Here is a 21,275-nt window from a genome sequence, read left to right on the forward strand (position 1 = left end):
CACACCCACGCGGGTCGCTATGAGGGAGACTTCATCACCGACGGGAAGCCGCCGGAGCTCAAAGTATTCCAAATCATTCCGTAGCCGCTGTCCGCCCCATCAGAACCGCTCGGCCGGCCCCGCGCGAGCTCAGCGGCCAAACGCGCTACAGGGCGTGGGCCATCGTGTAGAGCCCATCCACACAGGAGACGCCTCTTTGTCGCCTTACTGCCCTGCTTCAGGGCTGCCGGGTGAACCGTAACCGGAGGATGCAGCTTGGTCGAGGATCACGGGAGCACACGGATCGATCTGGCCTGTCCCCACTGCCAGCGGTTGTTCAAGGTTCGGCTGAGCAATCTTCAGTTTGGATCAGACATGGTCTGTCGGCTGTGCCGGCACGAGTTCTCGGCCCGGGAGGTGTCCGACCGGTGTGAGGTGCAGGAGGCGCTTGCGCGCATGCGCCAGCTTGTGAAGCAGCGGCTGGGCTCGGCACAATCCAGTCGAACCCCGCACGCCATCGGAAACGATAACGAGGAGAAACAGGCCCAAAGCTCGCATGGAGCCACCTGCCGATGAGAGCGAAAGGGATGCAGCAGAGCTCTTATTCGAGCCGACTGCACGAAACGGTGAGAGCCTCTGACTTTCAAGCAGAGGGTCCTGGGTGCGAGTCCCAGCGCGCCCACCACCTCGAACCCTTAACCGGCAAGGGTTTCCTGGAAGCTGATACTTGCCTTTTGTGCTGTTGTAATCCCTTCCCGTGCGCACCACGTGCGCACCAATGAGGCGGCTGAACTTTAGAGCAGATGCAGCATAATCTTGGGTCGGAGTTCAAATTCCTCCGTTACCAAATTTGCCAACGACGTGGATCCCTGGAAGGCTCACTTCACCGAGATCGACGCTCTCTTTGGCCAAGAGCCGCTCGCATCTGGTCCATGATCCTGATCTGGACGAAGCTGAGAACGAGGATCTCTGGTTGGATGTGGTCAAGCGCACCGCCCACTGACCGGTGATCGTCGCCGTGGCAATCGCCTGGGATGCTTGGCTGAGCCTGAATCTCTATACCCGTCTGCCCTGGCTCGGTCTGATCATGGCAGCCGCAATCCTGCGGGCGAGGGGCCTGACAACCCATCTGCTGCCGCTCGCGGCCGGGTTCAAGCAATCCAGATTCCGGCCGCGCGGGAGGGAAGGGATTCTGGAGAAGCTGGAGGGCTTCTGCACGGTGGTGGAGGAGGCGATTGCCATCGACAACAAGGATCTGGATCGACTGATCCTCGCCCGCGAGCCGATGAGCTGGGTGACGGACAAGTGCCGCAGCAACTCGAAGCTGCCGGAGCTGGTCGAGCTGTTCCTGTCGCGCCCGCTGGTGACGGTGCCGCTCGGGGCCAAGCTGCTCAAGGTCACGCCCAAGGCTGTCGACCTGATGCTGGCCCAGCTCGGCGGAGCCCGCGGGAGCTCACCGGCCGCACCCGCTACCGCGCCTAGGGGATCGTGTGATTCTGGACAGGCCATCACGGTCTGTAAAAGGCTTCAACGTGACAGACCAAGGTAACGTCTCGGAGCACCCGATGAAAAAGAGACAATCTTTTCCGCCGCCATTCCGGTTCGACAATCCCGGCACCGACGACGAGATGCTGGCCCAGCTTGCGGCACATCTGGGAATGCTCGTCCTGGAGCTTAAAACCGACAAAAAACGGGATCGAGCGCTAAAGAAGCTTGAAGAAGAGGAACTCCCTGCCGCGCTTGCGACGATCAACAAACCCGCCTTTCTCGCCGGCCATATCTTAGGCCAAGCCATGGAGCTCTTTGCAGCCGTCGCGGCCGATGAACTCAGCAGAGAGCCTCCTCCCTGGCTGTAGACGCTTGGGCGCGCGGAACGCGCTCAAACCACGCAGATGTCGAGGGGAGCGCAAGGTTTGTGCAATAAACCGCGCCAAACCGGACAAACTCGGAATGGTTCCTCTCTGACGCTACCGGTTCCTTGGCCGCGACACGTCCTCAGCAGCCAAAGAACCCATATGAAGTCAAAGCTATAGCCAAAATTCTCGGCATCTCAGCCGATGACCCGTACTATCAGACGACGTACACTCTTCTCGCGTCTGACATCATCTCGAGGAGATGATGGCCGAATGAGGCATTTCAGTCGACGATGCGATGATTCAAAGATGGGTTATTAGCTATTCGCCTCAGCTGCTCGAGCGCTTCAACCAGCGCAAGAGGGCCGTCATGGGCAAATGGCATCTCGACAAAACTTACATCAAAGTTCGAGGTAAGTGAAAATATCTCCGGAGCGGTCGACAGCAACGGCGACACGATCGAATTCTGGTCCAGTGAACGGCGCAATCTCACTGCCGCGAAGCGCCTTCTGGCTCGTGCGCTGAATGGGATGATCGAGTGGAACGGATCACCATTGATGGCAGCCAGACAAACAAAGAGGCAATCCTATTCCGTGATACAACAGACCGGTTCCAGGATCGATCAAGACGCAAGCTGCAGCCGATCCGGATCCGGCAGAGTCGCTACCTCAACAATCGCATCGAACAGGATCATCGGGCCATCAAGAGGCGGGTGCGGTCGATGCTGGGCTTCCAGTCCATGGCCTCTGCCCGTGTGATCCTCGGCGGCATCGAGATGATCCATATGATGCGCAAGCAGCAGGCGAAGTATGCCTGTAATGCACAACCGTCACTCGCGGAGCAGTTCGACCTGCTCGCCGCCTGAGATTGCTACTGAGTAGTTGCCCGTTTCGCGTCTCCTCTCCGAGTTTGCGACATGTGTAGACGCCCCGTGTGACGCAAGAGGAATCTTCAGGTTTGATGCAGCGCGTGGTCAGATGCGGACATGTGTTCGGCCTCTGATGCGGCCGTTCACACGCCGCGGGCCCGGATGGGAGTTCGTGGATCAGGTCCAATACACAACCACGTGCTCACAACCACGTGCTCACGGCACCTGTCGCAAAGCTGGTTTTCCTGATTCCGTCTCGTGACCGTTGCGCCATCTCTCTCCTTCGATCTTCCCACGCCCCAACAGCCCCACAGCGGCGACGGCTTATGCCGCCGCAGCCGGAGCCTGGTAAACCCCGCCTCGTGCCATCAGGGCCCAGACGATGCGAGCCATTTTGTTAGCCAGCGCCACCCGCACCAGCATCGGCGGCTTACGCGCCACCATCCGCGCGATCCAAGATCCCGCGGGAGCCCCGTTGCGAGCCACCCAGCTCACAACGGCACTGGCGCCGATGATCAGCAGGCGACGCAAGGTCCGCTCACCCATCTTCGAGGTTGCTCCCAGCTTCTGCTTGCCGCCGGTGGAGTGCTCCGAGGGCGTGAGCCCGACCCAGGCGGCAAAGTCCCGTCCGCGCTTGAAGACCTCAGCCGGTGGGGCCAGTGCTGCAAGGGCGACTGCGGTCACCGGGCCGATACCGGGAATGGTCATCAGCCGACGTGCTGTCTCATCCTCTTTCGCTCGCTCGATGATCTCCTGGTCCAGACGTGTGATCTGCTCGTCCAATCCCCGAAGCGTCTCGATCAGCATCTGGAGGATTGGACGAGCGAGCTCCGGGATCGGCTCGGTCGGATCCTCGACAGCCTGCATGAGCTGCGGAACACGAGCTGGTCCTTTCGCCGCCACGATGCCGAACTCGGCCAGATGACCGCGCAGCGCATTGATGATCTGGGTCCGCTGCCGCACCAGGAGGTCACGCGCGCGGAACACGAGGGCGGCGGCTTGCGTCTGCTCGCTCTTGACCACCACGAAGCGCATGGTCGGGCGCTGAGCCGCCTCGCAGATCGCCTCGGCATCCGCGGCATCGTTCTTCTGGCGCTTCACAAAGGGCTTCACGTAAGCGGGTGGAATCAGTCGCACACGATGACCTAGCTTGCCGATCTCGCGGGCCCAATGGTGCGCGCTGCCGCAGGCCTCCATCGCCACCGTGCATGGCGGTTGGCCGGCAAAGAAGGTGAGAACCTGATGCCGCCGCAGCGTCTTGCGGAACAGGACCGCGCCCGATGCATCAGCCCCATGCGCCTGAAAGACGTTCTTCGCCAGATCCAAGCCGATTGTGCTAACCTCTCCCATGGACGCCTCCCTCAAGTGGTGTTCAACACCTCCACTTTGGCACACCGAGGCCGTCGGGGGGCGTCCACCCCATCAGAACCGACTCATTGCGGAGTCGGTTCTGATGGGGGTGCATCGCTTCGCCGAAGGCAGGCCCGGCCTTGATCATTGTACACCTTCCAACCCGGTGGCGGCCCGTTCCACCCCTGTCTGCTGAAGGCACTAACGAAAGCGCCGGTCAGGGTGGCGTCGCGCAGATCGGCGTTGCTTAGATCAGCGCTGTCCAGCTTGGCACTGAACAGGTTGGCCTCGCGCAGGTCAGCGTAGGTCAGGTTGGCGCTACTCAGGCCAGCGCCAGTTAGGCTAGGTCGCGTGGACGGATTTGATGAGCATGAAACTGAGAGCAAGAGCAACGAACGAGCGGTAGTTCTCGTCTGTCTTCTCACAGCGTAGAGCAACGCGCTTAAACCGCTTGAGCTTTCCCATGGTCTGCTCGATGCGAGCCCGCCCGCGATAGAGCATGTTGGGAAAGAACTTCGGCTTCTCTTTGGTCGTCGTGCGGTACGGAATGGCCGGGCAGATGCCGCGAGACCGGGCGGCCTGTCGGTTGGCCCCCGAGTCATAGCCCTTGTCGCCCACCGCAGCGCGAGGTGTGACATCGGGACCGAGATCGAGCAGCGTTTCGAAGTGAGGGCTGTCGCTGGCCTACCCGCCGGTCAGGTGGAAGCCCAGCGGGCCACCGTCCCAGTCGGTCTTGAGATGGATCTTGGTCGAGAAGCCGCCCCGCGAGCGGCCCAGCGCCTGCCGGCTCTGCCCCCTTTTGCCCCAGCCGCCGAGACATGGGCCCGCACGATGGTGGAATCGAACATCTGCACCAGGTGCGCGGTCTCGCTCAGGGCCGCCAGGGCCTCGAAGAAGGCCTCAAACACGCCCGCCCGGCTCAAGCGCCAAAAGCGTTTCCAGACCGAGTTCCAATTTCCGAAACAGGAGGGCAGGGCTCGCCAGGTGATGTTGTGAACCGTGAAATAGTGAAGTGCCTCCAGGAAGCGGCGGTCATTGCGGCCCTTGGCGCCGCGCCGGGAGCACGAGGCGGCAAACACCCGCAGCACCGTTGCCCAATCTTCCTCCCTCATCCCCGTCAACATGGTCGCGCCTCCTGAAGCCGACCCGCCATGAATCACCGCCACACTGATTTGGGAATCCACTCACCCATTACTCATCTCAATCCGTCCACACGGCCTAGCACAACTGACTTATAACACGGCCCTCAGCAGCAGATCCGGCCGAATTAAGAAGACGATTCTGAAGATACTTGACATTCCCAAAGGGGAAGGTCGTTCAATACGGGCGGTTCGCACCGTCGGGAGAGATAGGAATTCTGCGAAAAGAACCTGTCATCCGGTGCGCCCCCGCATCCGTGCAGATGCCGACCTGCGGCGGGAGCCCCGGCGGACAGACGGTCCGATCAACACGGACGCGCTAGAACGTTAAAGCAATGCGGTTCACTCACGCCGGACGATGCCCCTAGGCATCTGCCGCGACCACAGAAGGAATGGGGAACATGCGCAATTACAGCCTAGCGTTCGCACTCTGCGCGGCAACGCTCTCAACATCAGCCTTCGCTCAGGCGGCCGGCTCCAACACGGTTCGGATGGTCGACTGGTGGAGTCCCAAAACGGGCTGGGAGATGGCCTCGGACGATGCGTTTGTCGGCTCGCGCTCGGGCTGCTACGAGAGCCTTGCGCGGATCGGCTTCGACAATACCCTTCAGCCGTCCCTCGCAACATCGTGGACCCAGACCTCTCCGACCACCTGGGAGTTTACCCTTCGGGACAACGTGAAGTTCCAGGATGGGCTGCCCCTGAACGCGGAGAGTGCGGCCAACGCGCTCAACAATCTCCTGAAGGCAGAAATGCCGGCGCGCGCCTTTTCGCCCAAGGTGATCAAGTCGGTCGAGGCAGTTGGCGACAAGGTCGTCAAGATCACCACCCTTGAGCCTTCGGTGCTGCTACCCCTGCAGATGGCAAGCCCTGCCACGTCAATCCTGTCCCCGTCTGCTTATAAGGACGGGAAGATCAACCCGATCAATGCCTGTACCGGACCGTTTATCATCACCGAGGTGGACCCGACCCGCGCGACCGTCAAGCGCAACGAGAGCTACTGGGGTGGAAAGCCCGCCCTCGACGGCGCAGAAATCCGCTTCATCGCAGATGCGAACACCCGTGCTACGCAAGTACGCACCGGTGAGACCGATATCGCTCGTTTGATCCCGCCATGGATCGTGCGCAAACTGAAGGGTACGCCGGGCGTAAAGCTCGAGGCGGTCAACGCCCCGCGCACCACAATGCTGTTGATGAACAACAAGAAGGCGCCCTTCGACAACATCAAGGTGCGCCAGGCGATTCAGGCTGCCATCGACAACGCCGCCCTCGCGGCGGCGGTGTACGAGGGTGCGGTGCAACCGGCCGTGGGCCCGTTCGTCCCCACGGATCCGTGGGCGCCGAAGGGCATGAAGCCGGCCTATGACGTCAACAAGGCCAAGGCGCTTCTCGAGGAGGCCGGGGTGAAGCCTGGCACCCTCAAGGTCAATCTCCTCGCCTATTTGAATAAGTCGGAGTTGAAGGACGTGGCGGCCGTCATCCAGGAGATGCTCAAGAACATTGGCATTCAGGTCGATATCAGGGTTGCGGAATACAACGCCATCGAGCCCGACATGCTGTCCGGCAACTATGACATGGGCCTGATGTCCCGCGGCTATCTCACCGATGCGGCCGAGCCAGCGAGCTATCTGAACGCCGACTACAAATGCAAAGGCGCTTTCAACATCTCGCAATACTGCACCTCAGAAATGGACGCCAAGCTCGAGGCGATTTACGCGACCCCTGAGCCAGAGAAGCGGCTGCCGATGTATGCTGACATCGCCAAGCAGATCCAGTCGGAGGCGCTGACGGTCTTTCTCATCCACGAGACCACCTACGACGCGTATCATTCGACCAAGGTGAAGAACTTCAAGTCGCACCCGCTCAACTATTACGTACTCACTCCGGCCCTGTCGCTCCATGATTCGCAACGTGGCGCTCATCCTCGCTTTCGCGATCTTCAGCGCGCTCGGAGCCCGCGACGAACGCGGCTTCCGCCGCGCCATTCGCTTGAGCCTCGGCTGGAGCCTGGGTTTCGGTCTCGGCGTTTCCGCCGTCTTCCTGGTAGGAGGAGGATTGTTCATCGATTTCGTCAGCACGAGCCCTGACGTTCGCGTCTACGCCAGGGACTACCTGGTCTTTGCAGCCCTCACGCCTTTCATCGGGGCCGCCGCCTTCGCTTTCGACGGCATCTATACGGGCGCGACCTGGACCGGGGCCATGCGGAATCTGATGATCCTGGCCTTTGCTATCTACGGGCTTGTTCTTCATGACGAGATTGCCTCTGGAGAGTTGGCGGCCTATACCTGTGCCATCAGCAATTTGACTCGCTCAGCTTACTTTGCCTGTTACTGCCCCACGTGACGGTTGACCAGTCCGGCCCCTCTGCTTGATTCGAAGCAAATCAGGAGACTTATGGTTGTGTGTGGCAGTCAACCAGCAGATTGAAATCTGTAGTAAACAGACGGCACACGCCAATCTCTTTTCGTTCTGAAACGGCCTTTCTTCTGTCGGCAGCGCCCAAGCAGTCTTATCTTACACTCCCCAACTAGGGGAGCATAAGGAAATGTGGAGCGACAATGTTGCGCGCGGTCGTAGCTCTCATTGCACTGCTGCCGACCCAGTCTCATCGCAGCCTTCCAGTGAAGACCATCTCAGTAGCTGCCCCACAATCTCATGCACTCCATCTTTACATCAACAGGTGCAATGTCGCTTGAGCTAAGTTCAAAGGACTCCGCGCGTAAATGGTTTTGCATTGCTGTATTACTGCCTTCCTGGCGCCAAGTCACATCGCCAATGCTCCATACTGCCGGAACTCTGGCGATCGCGCCGCTTTCGGAATCGTCGCTCGGCCACTGCCGCTTGGCCACAGCATTGCAGAGGACCAGCAGTAGATTTGACTCGATATGCCCTGGCATTCGAAATCTTTTACCCGTGGCTAGTCATAATCCGGCATGAAAAGTTCTGGCCGGAGAGCTACCGTCGCCTCAATGGTGCAGGTCCTGCGCAAATAGGTTTGGTGCCCCATGATGGTAGAAGATCTTCTGGCACGACTGGTTGCCTTCCCGTCTGTTGTGGGCACGCCCAATGGCGCGATCGTCACCTTTATCGCCGACTATTGCAGGTCGCACGGTGCAACGGTCGCGGTTCTGCCTGGTCCCGAGGGAGACCGCTGCAACCTGTTCGCCACTATCGGCCCGCGCGACAAGGCCGGTTACATCCTGTCCGGCCACATGGACGTCGTGCCAGCAGGCGAAGCCGAATGGAGCTCCGACCCTTTTTCCTTGCGGGCAGAGGGGGACCGGCGCTACGGCCGCGGTACGACAGATATGAAGGGCTTTCTTGCTTGTGTGCTTGCGGCTCTTCCCAAACTCGCCACCAGTGACCTAAGCCAGCCTATTCATTTGGCCTTTTCGTATGACGAAGAGGCCGGCTGCCGCGGTGTTCCGCATCTCATCGCGGCTCTTCCCCATCTGTGCAAGACGCCTGTCGGCGCCATCATCGGAGAGCCCAGCCGGATGCAGGCCGTGCGGGCGCACAAGGGCAAGGCAGCTGTGCGCCTCGAAGTGATCGGTCGGTCCGGGCACTCCTCTCAACCCCATCTTGGCTTGAATGCCGTGCACGCCATGGCAGGTGTCATCATCCAGGCTGTAGCCTATGGCGAGTTGCTTGCCAAAGGGCCATTCGACCGGAACTTCGAGCCCCCCTACTCGTCGCTGCAAGTCGGTGTCATCGCCGGCGGCCAGGCGGTCAACATCATCCCGGATCGTTGCACCGCCGATATCGAGGTGCGTGCCGTGTCCGGCACGTTGCCCTTGACGCTGTTGGAGCCGGTGAAGGCGCATCTCGAAGCCCTGCAGACCAAGAACTTCAGGACGACTTGGCGTGAGCTCTCAGCCTATCCAGCCCTTTCGCTAGCCGCCGACAGTCCCCTTGCGCACCTGCTGACGGAGCTGACAGGCAAGGAGGCTCTGGCGGCGGTCAGCTACGGCACCGAAGCCGGCCTTTACCAGCAGGCGGGCATCGACGCGATCATCTGCGGTCCCGGCGACATCGGCCGCGCCCATCGCCCCGAGGAATACATCACAGTAGGTGAATTGCATGCCTGCCAGCAGATGATTGAAGCTTTGGGTGCGCGGCTCTCAGGATGACCTCCAAACGACAGGCTGGCGAAAAGGTGTTTCTTTTTAATTCAGATCCTGAGCGCGGCGCCGTGTTCCGCGAGATTTTCGCTCGCGAACTGCCAGACATCGAGGTCGTGCAGAGGGGAGACTTTGTCCTACCGGAACGGGTTCGTTACCTCCTGACCTGGACAGCACCTGAGGAGATAGACCGATACCGCAATCTCGAGGTTTTGTTTTCCATCGGCGCTGGGGTGGACCAGTTCCGGCCCGGCAGCGTCCCTGAGAGCGTGAAGCTCGTGCGGATGGTGGAAGAGGGTATTGTCCGCATGATGCAGGAATATGTGACACTCGGCGTCCTTTCCCTGCATCGGGATATGCCCGCATATCGCGAACAGCAGTGGGCGCAGGAGTGGCGAGCGCGCCCTATTCCGCAGGCGCCCGAGCGGCGGCTCGGTTTCCTTGGTCTTGGCATGCTCGCGCAAGCGGCGATCGAGCGGCTTGCGCCGTTCCAGTTTCCTTTGGCCGGCTGGAGCCGGAGCGCACGGGACTTAACCGGGGTCCGGTGCTTTCATGGCACCAAGCAGCTGCCGGAATTCCTGGCGCAGACGGACATCCTGGTCTGCCTGCTGCCCCTGACCGATGAAACGCGTGGAATTCTGGACACTCGCTTGTTCGAGCACCTGCCGCAGGGTGCTGGGCTTTTGCATGTCGGTCGTGGCCCGCAGCTCGACCAACAGGCGCTCCTCGCTGCCCTCGACACCGGAAAGCTCTCCGGGGCGGTTCTCGACGTGACCGATCCCGAACCTCTGCCGCAAGGTCACCCGCTTTGGAGCCACCCAAAGGTGATGCTGACCCCACACATCGCCAGCGTGACCCAGCCTCACACGGCAGCCCGCTCGGTCATTGATAATATCCGGCGCCATCGTGCCGGTCAGGAACCGATCGGCCTCGTCGATCGGATACGCGGCTATTGAAGCCCAGGAGAAAAGTATGTCACTTCTCGTCACCATCGATACCAATCCAGACTTCTCACCGAAGGAAACACTGCCCATGCCGGAACGGCTGATTTCCGGCAATCCATCGTTCAAGACATGGGCGCAGGACGCCTCTCGTCAGGACAAGGTGCTGACAGGCGTTTGGGAGGCGACTCCCGGCGAAACGCACTCGATCAAGGGCACCACATACGAGTTCTGCCATCTCATCTCGGGTCTTGTCGAGATTGAGGAAAAAGATGGTGAGACCAAAACCTACCGTGCTGGGGACAGCTTTGTGATGAAGCCCGGCTTCGTCGGCGTCTGGAGGACCATCGAGACAGTCCGTAAGATCTACGTCTGCGTCTACGAATGATCCAGGAAGCGGGTGGGTGAGTAACGTCGCCCGCCTGTCTCCCAAACAATTCACCGCAAGACAGCCTTTCGGCACGATTCTGCACCGTCCGAGGCGCAGACGTCGATGTAAAATGCGGCGCACTTGGCGCTAGCCTCTAATCGAACAGCAGGGCGAGGTGCCGCATGACCTTGAGCTTCGATCCCGAAACGCTCGCGTTTCCCTTCTATCATGTCATCGATGGCGAGCCGGTCGCGGCGGTTGGTGACGGTGGGCCGGAAATGCGCCGGCCCTCGGATGGCCGCGCCTATGGCGAGTGCCCCGTCGCGGGCGCGGAGCTTGTCGATCGCGCGGTGCAGAGTGCCAAGAGGGCGCTGAAGACCAGCGGCTGGGGCGATGCGCGCCCGCGCGAGCGCGTCAAGGCGATGCAACGCTGGGCGGATCTGATGGAGCAGGAGGCGGTGACGCTTGCGCGTCTGGAGGCCGCATCTTCGACACGACCGATCGCCCAGTTGATAGAGGGTGACATCGCCGTCACAGCCGAGCAGATCCGCTTCTTTGCCGAATTCGCGGACAAGGAGGGAAGCGACGTCGTCCCGACCTCGGGTACCACTTTCGGTATGACGCTGACCGAGCCCTACGGGATCATTGGTGCGATCACGCCCTGGAACTTTCCGGTTTCGATGGCCGGCTGGAAGCTGGGTCCCGCGCTTGCCGCTGGCAACGCCGTAGTGTTGAAGCCATCCGAGATGACGCCGTTCTCCACCCTCTATATGGCCGAGTTGGCAGTCAGGGCCGGCATCCCGCGCGGCCTCATCAACATCGTCCTTGGTGACGGTCAAACTACCGGCAACGCCATCACTGGGCACCCTGACATTGCGAAGGTCAGCTTCACTGGCTCGACCATGGCCGGCGCCGCTATCATGCAAAACATCGCGCGGACCGGCATCAAGCCGATGACGCTGGAGCTAGGGGGCAAAAGCCCTCAAGTCGTGTTCGCCGATGCAGACCTGGACCTTGCGGCATCGGCGATCGCGCGTGGCATTCTCGCCAATGCGGGACAGGCGTGCGTTGCCGGATCGCGTCTGATCGCCTCGGAAGAGATCGCCGAAGCGCTCAGTGCGGCCATTGCCCGTCACATGGCTAATATCAGGCCCGGCGTGACCTGGGACGCGGAGACGCAGTACTCGCCGATTATCTCCCGGCGTCAGCTCGATCGGATTGATGCGATCGTGCGCAAAAGCGTAGCGGAAGGGGCCCAGTGCGTCGTCGGCGGGCAGATCATGGAACGGCCCGGCTACTTCTACGAGCCGACGCTGCTGGTCGGTGTCGATTCGTCTTCACATGCGGTGACCGAGGAGATTTTCGGCCCAGTGCTGACGATGCAGACCTTCCACAGCGAGGAGGAAGCGCTTGCGCTCGCCGATCACCCGACATACGGGCTTGCGGCCGGCCTGTTCACGCGCGACCTCTCCCGCGCCTTGCGCATCACCAAAGCCCTGCAGGCGGGAACCGTGTGGGTCAACCGGTACGGCCGGTCGCGTGACCACATTTTGCCAACCGGTGGGTACAAGAGCTCGGGTATCGGCAAGGACCTCGGGCGGGAGGCCTATCTCGCCAGTCGCAAATCGAAAAGCGTGCTCATCGACCTCTGAGAAGGCAATTCATGAAGACCTATTCCATAGCGCTCATCCCAGGTGATGGTATCGGCAAGGACGTCACCGCAGCCGCCTGGGCCGTACTGCAGGCCGCCGCAAGCAAGCACAATTTCAACCTCGAGGGTACGACATTTCCTTGGTCCTGCGAGCACTACAAACAGACCGGTGCGATGATGCCAGAGGACGGGATTGAGACGCTGCGTACCTTCGATGCGATCTATCTCGGCGCGGTGGGCTGGCCGGCAGAGGTGCCCGACGCGGTGTCGCTGCACGGTCTCCTCCTGCCGATCCGTAAGGCATTCATTCAATACGCCAACATTCGCCCGCACCGGCTGCTGCCAGGAATCACCGGTCCCCTGCGTGCGCAGGGCTTTGATATCCTTTGCATTCGCGAGAACACCGAAGGAGAGTATTCCGGAGCCGGCGGACGGGTGCATTCGGGCACTTCGGACGAGATAGCAGTCGAAACAGCGATTTTCACCCGCAAGGGCGTTGAGCGCATCGTTCGCTTCGGGTTCGACCGGGCGAGAGCCCGTCGCGGCAAGCTGGCCTCCGTGACCAAGTCGAACGCCCAGAAGTACACCATGGTGTTCTGGGATGAGGTGACACGGGACGTTGCGCGCGAGTACCCAGACGTCGAGGTGTCGCACTACCACATCGATGCCATGGCGGCTCGCATGGTGATGGCGCCGGAATCGCTGGACGTCGTGGTTGCTTCCAACCTCTTTGGTGACATCCTAACGGATCTCGGTGCGGCAATCCAAGGCGGATTGGGCTTTGCCGCATCAGCGAACATCAACCCGGATCGCACCGCTCCCTCGATGTTCGAGCCGGTGCACGGCTCCGCCCCCGACATCGCTCATCTCAACATTGCCAACCCCATCGCTGCTATTTGGTCAGGCGCGATGATGCTGGAGCATCTCGGCGAGGCGGATGCGTCGAGGGATGTGATGGGCGCGATCGAAGCGATTACTGCCAGAGGCATTGGCACCGCGCCCGGCAAAGACAGGACAGGGGTGATTACAGATGCCGTTCTGGCAGCAATGGTTTAAGCAAAAAGGAAACCTGACATGCAGTTGAAGGATACTGACCTATTTCGCCAGCGCGGCTTGATTGGGGAAGCGTGGCAGAATGCAAACTCTGGCAAAACCGTTGACGTCATCAGCCCGGCCACACAGTCGGTGCTCGGAACAATTCCCGACATGGGCGCGGCGGAAACCCGTGACGCAATCGAGGTGGCATCACGCGCTCTCAAGGACTGGAAGAAGAAGACGCATGCAGAGCGGGCAGCGCTCCTTGAGGCTTGGCACGCACTCATGCTCAAACATGAAGAGGATCTCGCCCTTATCCTGACGCTCGAGCAGGGCAAGCCGCTTGCCGAGGCGCGCGGCGAGATTCGATATGGCGCTGGCTTCGTCAAATGGTTTGCCGAAGAGGCGCGCCGCATCGGCGGGAGTACCATTCCGTCGCCAACACCAGATCGGCGGATCCTGGTTCTGAAGGAGGCCGTCGGCGTCTGCGGGATCATTACACCTTGGAACTTTCCCAATGCAATGATCACCCGTAAAGTTGCGCCTGCGCTCGCGGCCGGCTGCACGGTAGTAATAAAACCGTCTGAATTTACGCCCTACTCGGCACTTGCTCTCGGCGTTCTGGCCGAGCGGGCCGGAATCCCGGCAGGTGTCATCAACATCGTCACAGGCATGCCCGCCGAGATTGGTGGTGAGCTGATCGGCAACGAAACCGTGCGGAAGATTTCCTTCACAGGGTCGACACGCGTCGGCGCACTCCTGATGCGCGGCGCGGCCGATAGCATCAAGCGGCTGAGCCTCGAGCTGGGTGGAAACGCTCCGTTCATCGTGTTCGACGATGCTGATGTCAATCTCGCGGTGGAAGGCGCCATCTCATCGAAGTTCCGTAACGGTGGCCAGACCTGCGTGTGCGCCAACCGCATCCTCGTCCAATCCGGTATCTACGATTCTTTTGCGCGCAAACTGGCCGAACGCGTGGCACAGATGAAGGTTGGCCCTGGTACCGAGGACGGAGTGGTGATCGGCCCGATGATTAACGCGGCCGCCATCGATAAGATCGAACGGCACGTCGAGGATGCATTGTCGAAGGGCGCACACATCCTCTCGGAAAGCAACTTTGTTCCAGCTGGCCAGCAATATGCAAGGCCTCTCGTGCTGGGTGGCGCAACCACTGAGATGCTGATTGCGTCGGAAGAAACCTTCGGACCAGTCGCGCCGCTCTTTCGCTTCGAAGCCGAAGATGAGGCCATCGAGATTGCCAACGGCACGCCGTTCGGACTTGCAGCCTACTTCTATACGCAGAATCTCAGCCGTTCGTGGCGCGTGGCCGAGGCACTGGAATTCGGGATGGTCGGGCTGAATACCGGCGCCATCTCCACAGAAGTGGCGCCGTTTGGTGGCGTCAAGCAGTCGGGCATCGGGCGTGAAGGATCGCAACTCGGCATCGAAGAGTATCTGGAGGTAAAAACCTTGCATGTGGGAGGGTTGAGCTAGGCCGGCGCGGTGCGCCGGAAGATCATCTCTGTCAGGCGTTGTCGATGCCCGCAGCACGCAATATATGAGAAAGGCGGCACAAGCCGCCTTTCTCAATTGCTCTCATCGTCGGAGCCCACTCACTGGATCTTGTCGAGCATCTTGTAGTAGAGGCCGACCATCGGCAGGAACCATGGCTTGCCAGAGTACCCGGCAATGGCCGGCCATTCGAGGCCATTGACCGGGTTGCGATCGCTTTTGCCCATGATCGCGTCGGCGAGCAGTATGCCCATTTGTGTCGACATCTGCGCGCCGTGGCCTGAATAACCCATGGCAAACCACACGCCATCGGCGAAACCGGCGCGTGGGAACCGATCCTGTGTCATGTCGACAAGACCTCCCCAGCAGTAATCGATCTCCACCCGGGCCAAATGCGGGAAGAGCCTTGCGAGGCTGGCGCGCAGGATCTCACCGCTCTTGGCGTCGGATCTTTGGTCGGACGTGGCAGAAAAGCGCGCCCGGCCCCCGAAGATCATGCGTCGGTCCGGGGCCAGACGGAAATAATTGCCGATATTCATCGACGTCACGTAGGTGCGGTTGCCCGGCATGGTCGCGGCGATCTCGCTCTCGCTCAGCGGCCTTGTGGCGATGATGAAGCTCGCGACGGGAATGATCCGGCGGCGAAAATACGGGAAGTTCTCCGTCGTATAGGCCCCGGTTGCCAATATGACTGTATTGGCCGCAACGGTGCCGCGGGGGGTCACAAGTTCGGTTCGGCCGTCGCTTTGACGGCGTTGCGTGACAAGCGCATTCTCGTAAATGGTGGCTCCATAACGGGTAGCTGCCGTGGCGAGCCCCGTGACGTACCGCCCCATATGCATCATAGCGCTCTTTCGCGAGAGCATCGCGCCGTGGAATGCGTCCGATCCAACCTCGGCGGCAAGGTCTTCGCGGCGCAAGAGCGCCGTGTCTGGGTCCACCTCCCGGTGAAGAACCTCGAAGTTGCGGGCCAGTGCATCCATATGCGCCGGCTTTGACGCGAGTTTCAGCTTGCCGGAACGACGAAAGGCGCAGTCAATCGTCTCTTCCCTGACGATGCGTTCGATCGAGTCAATCGAGTCGTCAAAGGCGCGGTAGAGCGCCTTAGCACGATCCGCCCCAAGATGCGCTTTGGCGGCCAGGTAGCTGTGGGCGATGCCGTTGTTGAGGTGACCGCCGTTTCGCCCGGACGCGCCGGAGCCAACCGTTCCGCCCTCCAGAACGGCGACACGCACGCCAGCCTTGGCAAGATGCAGCGCAGCAGAAAGACCCGTGAAACCGCCACCGACGATGGCGACGTCATAATGTCCTTCGGCAGGCCCCTGCTCCGCTCTTATAAGTGGAGGCGCGGTGTCGTGCCAGTAAGACTTGAACTGCATCTTGCCGGTTCCTTATTACAGACCCACTGCGCCAGCCAGGCCCGAGATGTCCTTGATCTCCGTGTACTCATAGAAGGAGTTAGCAGGCTCGTGGCCGCGGTTCACCCAGACCTTGCTCTTTATACCCATGTCATAGGCAGTCATCAGGTCATAGCGGAAGGAGGAGGAAACGTGGGTGATGTCTTCGGGTCCGCAGCCGAGCTTGTCGAGCATATACTCGAAGCCCTTCATCTGCGGCTTGTAGGCACCCGCTTCCTCCGCCGTGATGACCATGTGGAAGGGTGCACCAAGCTTCTCCACGTTCGACATGATCAGACTGTTCATGGAGTTCGAAAGGATCACCAGCGGAATCTCCTTGGCAACCTTGGCCAAACCCGCCGGGACATCCGGGTGCGGACCCCATGTCGGCACCTCTTTATAAATGCACTGGGCATCCTCCGGTCGAAATGCGACACCGTTGCGCTTGCAGGTGCGCTCGACGGAACTGTGCACGACCTCGGCGTAGGGTTTCCAGGCACCGAGGACCTCGTCCAGCCGGTAGGCCGCGAAATCCTTGATGAACTGTGCCATCGCAGCGGGGGACAGCCGCGAGCCATAGACTCTCTTTGCCGCGCCGGCCATGTCAAAGTTGGTCAGCGTGCCGTAGCAGTCGAAGGTGATGTATTTCGGCCGAAACTGGCTCATGAGGTCAATCCTTGTAATGACGCCGGCACCGCATGCCGACCTACACGCATCATAGGGATCCTCCTTGCGGACTAATCACCGCATTCGGTCCGACGGAAAGCAGAATGTTCCGTATTGGATGACGGGTGCGGCAGAGAGTTTTCCAGAAGCACTCGCCGTTAGGGGCGGAAGCCCACAGCATCGGCCCGTAGTGTTGCGCGAGCGGCATAAGATGCGGAAGTGGGGGCCACAGAAAGCGCAAAAGCATTGATCAGGCGCTGGAGTCAGGAGGAGCTGCTTCTGGGCCCGGTCTATTCATAGAGCGACACGAAACCCGACGCGGAAAACGGAATGACTGCAGAACAGATCTCGCTGGAAGCGATGGAGACCGAACATCTGGACGGAGCCGTCCTGCTCTCGCGCGAGGCGGGCTGGCCTCATCGCCGCGAGGATTGGGAGTTGGTGTTGTCGGTCAGCGAGGGCATCGTGGCGCTGCACGATGGCCGTGTTGTCGCGACGACCATGATGACGCCTTTCGGCTCTGATGCCGCTGTGATCAACATGGTGATTGTGGATGCGGCCATGCGGGGGTGCGGACTTGGCCGGAAGCTGATGGATGCCGCGCTGGAAAAGGCTGGCGCGCGCAACTGCCGGCTCGTCGCGACAACAGAGGGCCTGCCACTTTATAAAAAACTCGGTTTCGTTGCGGTTGGCGAGATCGTCCAGCATCAGGGGCAAGCTCTGAAGGTCGAGGCCCCGGCAAATGTGTTCTGGGCGCGCGACGATGAGCATGGAAGGATGTGCGCACTCGATCGCGCAACCTGCAATCTTGATCGTAGCAAGCTCATGAGCGTTCTTCGGCAAGCGGCCCAGTTCGCAGTCATCCGGGAACAGGGAGAGGTCGTTGCATTTGCGGGGTTGCGCGCCTTCGGTCGCGGCCTCGTCATCGGACCGGTCGTTGCAGCGAGCAGCCAACAAGCCAAGGACCTGATCGACTTCCTGCTCGCGCACCATGAAGGGGAGTTCGTCCGCCTCGACACCGAACTGTCCACCGGGCTTGGTCCCTGGCTCATCGGGCGCGGGCTCGCTCGCGTCGGCGGTGGCATACCGATGCAACGCGGTCGCAAGCTGGAACGAGCCGAAACATCATACCGTACCTATGCACTGGTCAACCAGGCGCTGGGTTAAGTTGGAGACTAACATGCTGAACAATTCACTGATCGAGCTTGATCGCGCCCACCTGGTCCATCCCGTTGCCTCCTATCGCGGGCATGAGAAAAGAGGCGTGCGCGTCCTGAAATCCGGCAGGGGGGCATCGGTGACGGATTCGACCGGGCACACCTTGGTCGATGGCTTCGCGGGCCTTTGGTGCGTCAATGCCGGGTACGGTCAAGACAGCATCGTGGAGGCCGCAACCCGCCAGATGCGCGAGCTCCCCTATGCGACCGGGTACTTCGGACTGGGTTCGGAACCGGCGATCCGCCTGGCCGCAGAGCTTGCTGACCGTGCGCCAGGTGACCTCAACCACATCTATTTCACTCTTGGCGGATCGGACGCCGTCGACAGCACCATCCGCTTCATCCGCTATTACTACCACGCCAAGGGCACCCCCAAAAAAGATCAGTTCATCTCGGTCGAGCAGGGCTACCATGGGTCCTCAACGGCCGGCTCTGGCCTGACGGCACTGCCGGTGTTCCACACGGGATTCGGGGTGCCGTATGATTGGCAGCATAAGATCCCGTCGCACTACGCCTATCGCAATCCGGTCGGCTCGGAGCCTCAGGCCATCATCGATGCTTCCGTGGCGGCGCTGCGAGCCAAGGTGAACGAATTGGGCGCTGAGCGCGTGGCCGCCTTCTATGTCGAGCCAATCCAGGGGTCTGGTGGCGTTCTGGTGCCGCCGAAGGGCTGGATGAAGGCCATGCGCGACGTTTGCCGTGAGCTCGATATTCTGTTCGTGGCAGACGAGGTGATTACGGGCTTTGGACGGACCGGCCCCCTGTTCGCATGCCTCGAAGACGAAATCGTGCCTGATTTCATGACCACTGCCAAAGGGCTAACCTCGGGCTACGTGCCGATGGGTGCCGTCTTCATGTCCGACAGGGTCTACAACACCATCGCTGACGGCGCCGGCATGGCGGCGATCGGCCACGGCTACACCTACTCGGCACACCCTGTGAGCGCCGCGGTCGGGCTGGAGTGCCTGAGCCTCTACGAAAACGGGTTGCTGGAGAACGGCGTTCGAGCAGGCAAGCGCCTGACGGCTGGCCTGCAGTCCCTCGCTGACCACCCACTGGTTGGCGATGTCCGGGGGCGCGGCATGTTAGCGGCCATCGAACTCGTGACCGACAAACAACGCAAGACGCCGCTGCCGGCAGCGGCAGATCCCTCACGTCGGATCTTCGACAGAGCCTGGGAGAACGGACTCGTGATCCGCGCCTTCGCCAACGGCGTTATCGGTTACGCTCCACCACTCTGCTGCACAGATGATGACATCGACAGAATTATCGATCGCACGCAGATGACGCTCGATCAAACGCTGGAGGATCCGGATGTTCGTGCGGCGATGGCGGGATGAGTGGGTTTATAGCCGGCAACCTCGCGGCACAAATGTTGCCGACGCGTCATATTCGCAATTTTGTGCCGTGAGCCATCCACGATTCAGCGCAATCGGCGCGGAATAGCCGCCAAACTAATCCTTATCGGTAGCGGAGCTGGGTCAGCCTGAGATTTTTAAGATTACGCCGAGGAGGCCAACAAAAATAACCAGAAGTCAGCCACTAGATAAAAAGGGAACTGCTATGAGCGACAAGATTGCTAACTGGACTGCTTCCGACGATGCGATGGTCGAAAATGCCATTCGTCGCGGTGCAAGTCGCCGGGAACTTCTGCAGATGATGTTCATGGGCGGGGTCGCTGCGACCACCGGCGCCACCATTCTCGGGCGCGCGACGGCGGCTGTTGCCGCCGAGCCTGTGAAGGGCGGCTTCATCAAGGCTGCGGGCTTCTCCGCCTCGACCGCGGATACGCTCGACCCGGCGAAAGCATCGAACGCCACCGACTATGTTCGTTGTTCTGCCTTCTACAATCGCCTGACCTTCATCAACGGTGCCGGCGAAACGACGATGGAGTTGGCTGAGAGCATCGAAAGCAGTGACGCAAAGGTCTGGATCGTCAAGCTGCGCAAGGGTGTAACCTTCCATGACGGAAAGAGCCTGACCTCGGCCGACGTCGTGTTTTCGCTCAACCGTCATCTGGATCCAGCCGTTGGCTCGAAGGTCAACGCGCTCGCCAAGCAGATTGCCCAAGTGAAGGCTGTCGATGATCAGACGGCTGAAATCACGCTTCAAGCACCAAACGCCGATCTTCCGACAATCCTCGCGCTACATCATTTCATGATCGTTGCCGACGGTACGACCGACTTCTCGAAGGGCAACGGTACCGGACCCTTCGTCTTGAAGGAATTCCAGCCAGGGGTGCGCTCGATCGCGGCGCGCAACGAGAATTACTGGAAGGAGCGGAAGGCGAACCTCGAAGGGTTTGAGTTCTTCGCGATCGGGGACGAGACGGCGCGCATGAACGCGCTGCTCTCCGGCGATATCCAACTCGCCGCCAACCTCAACCCGCGCTCGCTCCGCGTGCTTGAGAACAACCCGGCGGCCAACCTGTTCATCTCGAAACTCGGTAGCTACACCAACCTGAATGTTCGCCTGGACATGGCACCCGGCGACAAGCAGGGGGTTGCAGAAGGCTTCAAATACCTCATCAACCGCGACGTCATCAAGAAATCGGTCCTGCGCGGACTGGCCGAGATCGCCAACGATCATCCGATTCCGGATTGGAACAAGTATCACAATGCCGAACTGAAGCAGCGCGAGTTTGATCCGGAACGGGCTAAGTCCCTCTTCGCAAAAGCTGGCATACTTGGCCAGGAGATCCGGATCACGGCCGCCGAGGCGGCAAACTCCTCGCTGGATTATGCGGTGGTCGTGCAGCAGGCGGCGTCCAAGATCGGCCTCAAGGTGGCGATCAACCGCGTCCCATCCGACGGCTACTGGTCCAATCACTGGATCAAGGATGCCGTCCACTTCGGCAATATCAACGCACGTCCGACTCCCGACATCCTTTTCTCGCTGCTCTATAAGTCCGACGCGGCCTGGAACGAGACTGGCTATAAGTCGGAGAAGTTTGACAGCATGCTGCTCGAAGCGCGCGGACTCCTCGACGAGGCCAAGCGCAAGCAGATCTATGGCGAAATGCAGGCCATGATTTCCAATGGGGCAGGCACGGTCATCCCTGTCTTTATGTCGAATGTTGACGCCATTTCGCCCAAGCTGAAGGGACTCACCCCCAATCCGCTTGGAGGCATGATGGGTTACACTTTCGCGGAACATGCCTGGCTTGAGGCTTAAAG

At 60.5% G+C, this 21,275-nt stretch carries 19 protein-coding genes and 2 pseudogenes; 14 read left to right on the forward strand and 7 right to left on the reverse strand.

What is annotated here, in order from left to right:
• Positions 1-348: 348 nt before the first annotated feature.
• Positions 349-537 carry a hypothetical protein gene (locus tag AA309_RS34560; protein WP_150117704.1) on the reverse strand — a complete coding sequence of 63 codons (189 nt, stop codon included), beginning with the start codon at positions 535-537 and terminating at the stop codon, positions 349-351.
• 460 nt (positions 538-997) lie between these two features.
• On the opposite strand from AA309_RS34560, the gene AA309_RS22895 reads away from it, so the two are divergent.
• The 3 genes and pseudogenes from AA309_RS22895 to AA309_RS22905 all read left to right on the forward strand — a co-directional run.
• On the forward strand, positions 998-1,528 hold the full coding sequence (locus AA309_RS22895; RefSeq protein ID WP_244470457.1) for a DUF1612 domain-containing protein: 531 nt from the start codon (positions 998-1,000) through the stop codon (positions 1,526-1,528).
• Positions 1,529-1,544: 16 nt separating this feature from the next.
• Positions 1,545-1,835 carry a hypothetical protein gene (locus AA309_RS22900; RefSeq protein ID WP_047191351.1) on the forward strand — a complete coding sequence of 97 codons (291 nt, stop codon included), beginning with the start codon at positions 1,545-1,547 and terminating at the stop codon, positions 1,833-1,835.
• Positions 1,836-2,085: 250 nt separating this feature from the next.
• Positions 2,086-2,697 (forward strand): annotated as a pseudogene (locus AA309_RS22905) (IS6 family transposase); the annotation flags it as partial.
• Positions 2,698-3,024: 327 nt separating this feature from the next.
• On the opposite strand, the gene AA309_RS22910 reads toward AA309_RS22905, so the two are convergent.
• The 4 genes and pseudogenes from AA309_RS22910 to AA309_RS22920 form a co-directional block, all read right to left on the reverse strand.
• Complete coding sequence (locus tag AA309_RS22910) at positions 3,025-4,050, reverse strand: IS110 family RNA-guided transposase (protein WP_047191352.1); 1,026 nt, start codon at positions 4,048-4,050, stop codon at positions 3,025-3,027.
• An 83-nt stretch (positions 4,051-4,133) separates the two neighbouring features.
• Positions 4,134-4,475: a pentapeptide repeat-containing protein gene (locus AA309_RS37830; RefSeq protein WP_425286900.1), complete on the reverse strand. Its 342-nt coding sequence runs from the start codon at positions 4,473-4,475 to the stop codon at positions 4,134-4,136.
• A pseudogene (locus AA309_RS22915) lies at positions 4,393-4,719 on the reverse strand (transposase); the annotation flags it as partial. The pseudogene AA309_RS22915 and the gene AA309_RS37830, both read right to left, overlap by 83 nt.
• 26 nt (positions 4,720-4,745) lie before the next feature.
• The gene (locus AA309_RS22920; RefSeq protein ID WP_047191354.1) at positions 4,746-5,174 is read right to left on the reverse strand and encodes a transposase; all 429 of its coding nucleotides are present in this window, start codon (positions 5,172-5,174) and stop codon (positions 4,746-4,748) included.
• 416 nt (positions 5,175-5,590) lie between these two features.
• On the opposite strand from AA309_RS22920, the gene AA309_RS22925 reads away from it, so the two are divergent.
• From AA309_RS22925 to AA309_RS22960, 8 genes are all read left to right on the forward strand, one after another.
• Positions 5,591-7,276, forward strand: a complete 1,686-nt coding sequence (locus AA309_RS22925; protein WP_244470458.1) for an ABC transporter substrate-binding protein — start codon at positions 5,591-5,593, stop codon at positions 7,274-7,276.
• The gene (locus tag AA309_RS33435; RefSeq protein WP_244470459.1) at positions 7,179-7,532 is read left to right on the forward strand and encodes an MATE family efflux transporter; all 354 of its coding nucleotides are present in this window, start codon (positions 7,179-7,181) and stop codon (positions 7,530-7,532) included. Before AA309_RS22925 ends, AA309_RS33435 begins: the two co-directional genes overlap by 98 nt.
• A 662-nt stretch (positions 7,533-8,194) precedes the next feature.
• The gene (gene argE, locus AA309_RS22935; protein ID WP_047191356.1) at positions 8,195-9,319 is read left to right on the forward strand and encodes an acetylornithine deacetylase; all 1,125 of its coding nucleotides are present in this window, start codon (positions 8,195-8,197) and stop codon (positions 9,317-9,319) included.
• Positions 9,316-10,266, forward strand: coding sequence for a 2-hydroxyacid dehydrogenase (locus tag AA309_RS22940; protein ID WP_047191357.1), 951 nt, complete (start codon positions 9,316-9,318; stop codon positions 10,264-10,266). The genes argE and AA309_RS22940 overlap by 4 nt, the downstream gene beginning before the upstream one ends.
• 16 nt (positions 10,267-10,282) lie before the next feature.
• The gene (locus AA309_RS22945) at positions 10,283-10,639 is read left to right on the forward strand and encodes a cupin domain-containing protein (protein ID WP_047191358.1); all 357 of its coding nucleotides are present in this window, start codon (positions 10,283-10,285) and stop codon (positions 10,637-10,639) included.
• Between the two features lie 164 nt (positions 10,640-10,803).
• A complete protein-coding gene (locus AA309_RS22950; protein WP_047191359.1) occupies positions 10,804-12,273 on the forward strand; it encodes an aldehyde dehydrogenase family protein in 1,470 nt (489 codons plus the stop codon).
• A gap of 11 nt (positions 12,274-12,284) precedes the next feature.
• On the forward strand, positions 12,285-13,328 hold the full coding sequence (locus tag AA309_RS22955) for a tartrate dehydrogenase (protein ID WP_047191360.1): 1,044 nt from the start codon (positions 12,285-12,287) through the stop codon (positions 13,326-13,328).
• An 18-nt stretch (positions 13,329-13,346) separates the two neighbouring features.
• Entirely contained in the window at positions 13,347-14,801 is a 1,455-nt protein-coding gene (locus tag AA309_RS22960) for an NAD-dependent succinate-semialdehyde dehydrogenase (protein ID WP_047191361.1), read from the forward strand.
• Positions 14,802-14,920: 119 nt separating this feature from the next.
• Here AA309_RS22960 and AA309_RS22965 read toward each other — a convergent pair whose 3' ends face one another.
• Together AA309_RS22965 and AA309_RS22970 are read right to left on the reverse strand one after the other, a co-directional pair.
• Positions 14,921-16,198, reverse strand: a complete 1,278-nt coding sequence (locus AA309_RS22965) for an NAD(P)/FAD-dependent oxidoreductase (RefSeq protein WP_047191362.1) — start codon at positions 16,196-16,198, stop codon at positions 14,921-14,923.
• Positions 16,199-16,213: 15 nt separating this feature from the next.
• Complete coding sequence (locus AA309_RS22970) at positions 16,214-16,882, reverse strand: haloacid dehalogenase type II (RefSeq protein WP_047191363.1); 669 nt, start codon at positions 16,880-16,882, stop codon at positions 16,214-16,216.
• A gap of 330 nt (positions 16,883-17,212) precedes the next feature.
• On the opposite strand from AA309_RS22970, the gene AA309_RS22975 reads away from it, so the two are divergent.
• From AA309_RS22975 to AA309_RS22985, 3 genes are all read left to right on the forward strand, one after another.
• On the forward strand, positions 17,213-18,049 hold the full coding sequence (locus AA309_RS22975) for a GNAT family N-acetyltransferase (RefSeq protein WP_047191364.1): 837 nt from the start codon (positions 17,213-17,215) through the stop codon (positions 18,047-18,049).
• 13 nt (positions 18,050-18,062) lie between these two features.
• Positions 18,063-19,439, forward strand: a complete 1,377-nt coding sequence (locus AA309_RS22980) for an aspartate aminotransferase family protein (protein WP_047191365.1) — start codon at positions 18,063-18,065, stop codon at positions 19,437-19,439.
• Between the two features lie 223 nt (positions 19,440-19,662).
• Positions 19,663-21,273, forward strand: a complete 1,611-nt coding sequence (locus AA309_RS22985) for an ABC transporter substrate-binding protein (RefSeq protein ID WP_047191366.1) — start codon at positions 19,663-19,665, stop codon at positions 21,271-21,273.
• Positions 21,274-21,275 lie beyond the last annotated feature (2 nt).

The organism is Microvirga vignae (assembly GCF_001017175.1).
Classification (GTDB): Bacteria; Pseudomonadota; Alphaproteobacteria; order Rhizobiales; family Beijerinckiaceae; genus Microvirga; species Microvirga vignae.

Excerpts from the sequence above, each read along its gene's own strand:
- AA309_RS22975 (WP_047191364.1), top strand. The coding sequence starts at position 17,213 with ATGACTGCAGAACAGATCTCGCTGGAAGCGATGGAGACCGAACATCTG.
- AA309_RS22900 (WP_047191351.1), top strand. The coding sequence starts at position 1,545 with ATGAAAAAGAGACAATCTTTTCCGCCGCCATTCCGGTTCGACAATCCC.
- AA309_RS22950 (WP_047191359.1), top strand. The coding sequence starts at position 10,804 with ATGACCTTGAGCTTCGATCCCGAAACGCTCGCGTTTCCCTTCTATCAT.
- AA309_RS22985 (WP_047191366.1), top strand. The coding sequence starts at position 19,663 with ATGAGCGACAAGATTGCTAACTGGACTGCTTCCGACGATGCGATGGTC.
- argE (WP_047191356.1), top strand. The coding sequence starts at position 8,195 with ATGATGGTAGAAGATCTTCTGGCACGACTGGTTGCCTTCCCGTCTGTT.
- AA309_RS22940 (WP_047191357.1), top strand. The coding sequence starts at position 9,316 with ATGACCTCCAAACGACAGGCTGGCGAAAAGGTGTTTCTTTTTAATTCA.
- AA309_RS22955 (WP_047191360.1), top strand. The coding sequence starts at position 12,285 with ATGAAGACCTATTCCATAGCGCTCATCCCAGGTGATGGTATCGGCAAG.
- AA309_RS34560 (WP_150117704.1), bottom strand. The coding sequence starts at position 537 with ATGCGAGCTTTGGGCCTGTTTCTCCTCGTTATCGTTTCCGATGGCGTG.
- AA309_RS22970 (WP_047191363.1), bottom strand. The coding sequence starts at position 16,882 with ATGAGCCAGTTTCGGCCGAAATACATCACCTTCGACTGCTACGGCACG.
- AA309_RS22960 (WP_047191361.1), top strand. The coding sequence starts at position 13,347 with ATGCAGTTGAAGGATACTGACCTATTTCGCCAGCGCGGCTTGATTGGG.
- AA309_RS22920 (WP_047191354.1), bottom strand. The coding sequence starts at position 5,174 with ATGTTGACGGGGATGAGGGAGGAAGATTGGGCAACGGTGCTGCGGGTG.
- AA309_RS22910 (WP_047191352.1), bottom strand. The coding sequence starts at position 4,050 with ATGGGAGAGGTTAGCACAATCGGCTTGGATCTGGCGAAGAACGTCTTT.
- AA309_RS22925 (WP_244470458.1), top strand. The coding sequence starts at position 5,591 with ATGCGCAATTACAGCCTAGCGTTCGCACTCTGCGCGGCAACGCTCTCA.
- AA309_RS22980 (WP_047191365.1), top strand. The coding sequence starts at position 18,063 with ATGCTGAACAATTCACTGATCGAGCTTGATCGCGCCCACCTGGTCCAT.
- AA309_RS22945 (WP_047191358.1), top strand. The coding sequence starts at position 10,283 with ATGTCACTTCTCGTCACCATCGATACCAATCCAGACTTCTCACCGAAG.
- AA309_RS22965 (WP_047191362.1), bottom strand. The coding sequence starts at position 16,198 with ATGCAGTTCAAGTCTTACTGGCACGACACCGCGCCTCCACTTATAAGA.